4 protein-coding genes are annotated in these 3,675 nt (G+C 73.2%); 2 read left to right on the forward strand and 2 right to left on the reverse strand.

Features of this window, described 5'->3' with window-relative positions; translation table 11 throughout:
• Window positions 1-382: 382 nt before the first annotated feature.
• Window positions 383-1,072, forward strand: a complete 690-nt coding sequence (locus ACFV04_RS43525; protein WP_380536615.1) for a hypothetical protein — start codon at window positions 383-385, stop codon at window positions 1,070-1,072.
• Window positions 1,073-1,159: 87 nt separating this feature from the next.
• The gene (locus tag ACFV04_RS43530; RefSeq protein ID WP_380536616.1) at window positions 1,160-2,539 is read left to right on the forward strand and encodes a M64 family metallopeptidase; all 1,380 of its coding nucleotides are present in this window, start codon (window positions 1,160-1,162) and stop codon (window positions 2,537-2,539) included.
• Window positions 2,540-2,646: 107 nt separating this feature from the next.
• Here ACFV04_RS43530 and ACFV04_RS43535 read toward each other — a convergent pair whose 3' ends face one another.
• On the reverse strand, window positions 2,647-3,012 hold the full coding sequence (locus ACFV04_RS43535) for a hypothetical protein (protein WP_380536619.1): 366 nt from the start codon (window positions 3,010-3,012) through the stop codon (window positions 2,647-2,649).
• 62 nt (window positions 3,013-3,074) lie between these two features.
• A complete protein-coding gene (locus ACFV04_RS43540; RefSeq protein WP_380536620.1) occupies window positions 3,075-3,440 on the reverse strand; it encodes a hypothetical protein in 366 nt (121 codons plus the stop codon).
• Between the last annotated feature and the right edge of the window lie 235 nt (window positions 3,441-3,675).

Raw genomic sequence — 3,675 nt, forward strand, 5'->3', positions numbered from 1 at the left:
GGAGCACACCGCTCCCCGCCGCGCGGCGCATGTGCTCGTGGCGCTCCGGTCACACGCACCGGCCGTCCCCTGGTGACGGTCTGTCACGACATGGAAGGGGTGCCCCGTGAACTGCGATGATCCGGCTTGTCGAAGGCTTGGATCTTGAGCAGGTGGGGGCTGGGGGCACCTTTCACGTGCACGAGAGCGAGTGGAGCCGGGGCTTGGCCATGTCGGCAGACGGGCGAGGCCAGGATGCCGCCCCGGCCCCACCCCACCCCCGTCCGATGTAGCTCGGACAATTCCTCGCGGTCGCTCTCGCCGTCCTGGCATCATCCGGTCTGGGCACCGGGGATGTCCGCGGACCACAACGGGTGGGCGTCACAGGGCGGGTGAGGGTGCGATGGACGCATGGGTGGGGAAGCTCGGCAAACCGGAACGGCGTCGGGCGGTGCCGCGGGCCGTCCGGGTCGCCGGGCGGGTCCTGCTGACCGTCGTCGGGCTGTCCGTCGTCTGTTTCGGCTTCGTGCTCTTCGTGGGCGCCTATGAGACCGCGGGCGCCTATCTCGGTGCTCCGGTGTGCGGGTCGCCGGAGGCCGGGGCGGGTGTGGACTGTGTGCGGCAGGAGAGCGGGCGGGTCACGAGGAAGTACGAGTCGGGCGGCGACTCGACCTCGTACATGCTGACCGTCGCGCGCGAGACGGAACCCGGTGACTCGTACAGCGTGTCCAGGTCCTTCTACCGGGACGTCGAGGTCGGCACCAGTGTCGATCTGAAGGTGTATCGGGGCGCGGTGGTGAGGCTCGCCCACCGGGGGCACGAGGACGAGCAGCGGGCCATTCCCGTGCCGGCCGTGGTCGAGGTCGCGCTGTTGGTCAGTGGCGGAACAGCGGTGGCCCTGCACGGCCTGCGCGCGCCGGCCAGGGGCAGGCGGTGGAGGCCGACGCTGATGGCGGTTCCGACCGTCGTGGCGACGCTCCTGGGCTCGTCCCTGCTCATCGTGTACCAGTGGTCGTTCGCCGCGACCCTCACGGTCTCCGTGGTCGGCTGGTTGATCGCGGTGTTCGCCGGTGCGGCGGTGGTCGACTCGTGAGGTTCGGGAGAACAGTCCGGCGATTGTCAGGTCCTCGCCATGGGAAGGAGGCAGGCCACGGACCGCTCACCAGGAAGGACGACACCCGTGCCCCGCATCGCCGCCAGAACCACCACCGCCCTGCTCACCGCCGCCCTCGCCGCGGCCCTCCTCGGATCCGCTCCGGCCTGGGGCGTGCCGCCGGGGGGAACGGCGACAGGGAACACAGTCGCCGGGAACACCGCCGCCGGGAGCACGGCGACGGGGAGCGCGCCGCCCGTCAAGGCCCCCGTCCGCCAGGTGGAGGTCTTCGCCGAGGACGGCAGCATCTCCCGCGCCCAGGCCCCGGCCGCCTCCCCCTATGTCGCCGCACCGGCCCAGGGCGTCGCCCCGCTGCGGGGTGACGGCGACGTGACGGCGCTCGTCAGCGGTGGCGACCCGGCGACCAAGCTCGACGTGGTGGTGATCGGCGACGGCTACACCGCGCAGGAGCAGCAGAAGTTCCTCACCGACGCGGCCGAGAAGTGGCGCGAGATGACCGCCGTCGAGCCGTACGCCACCTACCGGGGACTCTTCAACGTGTGGGCGGTGTCCGCCGTGTCCCCGGAGTCGGGGGTGACCGGCGACCCGGACCAGGCGACGGTGCGGCACACCGCGCTGGGCTCGTACTTCTGGTGCGACGGCGTGGAGCGGCTGCTCTGCGTGGACGAGAAGGCGGTCGAGGGGTACGCCGCCAAGGCACCGCAGGCGGACCTGGTGCTCGTGGTCGCCAACAGCGCCAAGTACGGCGGCGCCGGCTACAACGACGTCACGTCCCCACTGGGCTACGAGGGCATCGCCACGGTGGCCGGCGGGAACGCCAAGTCCGGGCAGATCGCGGTGCACGAGACCGGTCACTCGCTGGGCAAGCTCGCCGACGAGTACGCGTACGACGGCCAGGGGACCTACCAGGGCGACGAGCCGGCCGAGGCCAACATCAGCACGCTGACGGCCGACCGGATGCGGCAGCAGGGCACCAAGTGGTCCCGCTGGCTCGGGCAGGCCTCCCCGGACGGCGGGACGGTCGGAGCGTACGAGGGCGGCGGCTACTACCCGGCCGGGCTGTACCGGCCGACCGAGAACTCGATCATGCGCTCGCTCGGACGGGAGTTCAACCTGCCGGGGCGCGAGGCGATGATCGCCGGTTTCTACCGCCACGCCACCCCGCTCACCAGCCCCACCACCACGGGCAGTTGGCTCACCGCGGCCGACCGGCTGACCGTCGACCTGCCGGTGCCGGGCACCCGGCTGCGCTGGTTCCTGGACGGGCGCGAGGTGGACCGGCTCCACGGCCGCACCGCGCTGGACCTCGCCGACCTCAAACTGACCGGTCCGCGCACCCGGCCGCACCTGCTCACCGCCGTCGCCACCGACCCGACCCCGGCCGTGGCGGACCCGGCGCTGCGCGCGAACCTCACGGCCGCCCTGTCCTGGCTGGTGACGCGCTAGGGTCGGCGCCGGCTCCCGGCAGTCGGCAGTCGGTCGAGGTCGGCCGAGGTCGGTCGAGTCGGGTGGGGATCACGGCTCGGCGGCAACACACCGCCGCCGGGCCGTGGTCAGCGGTCCCGAGGCCCGTCCGGCAGGTTCTGGCGGGCGCCGATGAAGTAGTCCAGGCCCTCCACCGGACCGGGCGGGCCGAGCAGTTCCCACAGCGGTGTGTGGAGGCGGGGCGGGACGCGGTAGTCACCGGCCAGCATCCAGATGTCGTCGCCGAGCCGGACCTCGGGGTCGTGTGCGAGGAGGGGCCGGATCCGCAGGTACTCCTCCCGGTCCAGCTCCCGGGAGTCGTACAGGTGGTCGTCCGTGCCGAAGCCGTCCAGCGTCCAGAGGACGTTCCGCCCGTCGGCGAAGGGATGGTCGACGGCGGCTTGGTCGGCGCCGGCGCGGTCGGCGCGGTCGGCGCGGGGATGATCGTTGTCCACGCCGCCAGCCTACGCGCGCCGCCCGCGCGGCAGCCCCGCCCTCCACCCCGTTGGCCTCGCCCTCACCCCGGGCGGCGCTGCCGCGGCACCTCCGGCGGGCGGCGGCGCAGGGGCGCGAGTTCGCGTTCCAGGGTGCGGATGTCCAGCGCGATCCGGGCCGCGATCTCGCGCGGGCCGGTGCCGGCGGGCAGGCGGCGCGACCAGGACCGGGGCTTGGCCGGTCCGTCCTGGACCATGTGGAAGTTGAGCCTCACCACGTCGGCGACGTCGAGCAGGCTGACCAGGATCCGGGTGTCGGCGAGGTCGATGCTCACCTCGTTCCCTATGCACGAGCAGGCCACCAGGCCGTCGATGTCCTCCTCGGCCAGGTACCTGGCCAGGGGTACCGCCCTCCCCCGGACCAGAAACGGACGATCCGCCGGACTCATCGGACCCGCCTCCTCCCCAGCACGCGTACGGCACCTCGGCCGCGGCGCAAGCGCGCCGCAACGGACCGGGCCCGCCTATGCTCCACCACAACCGCGCCGGGCGCCAACTCGACGTCTCATCAAGTGAATTGGGCGAAGTCACCGACCCGGCGCACCGGCGCACGCTCCGGCGCATCCGGCCCCGGCGACGTCCGGCGCGCCGGGGCCGGGGAGCCGGGCCCGGTAGGCCGGGGCC

Origin of the sequence: Kitasatospora sp. NPDC059599 (assembly GCF_042735125.1) — a bacterium.
Taxonomy (GTDB): Bacteria; Actinomycetota; Actinomycetes; order Streptomycetales; family Streptomycetaceae; genus Kitasatospora.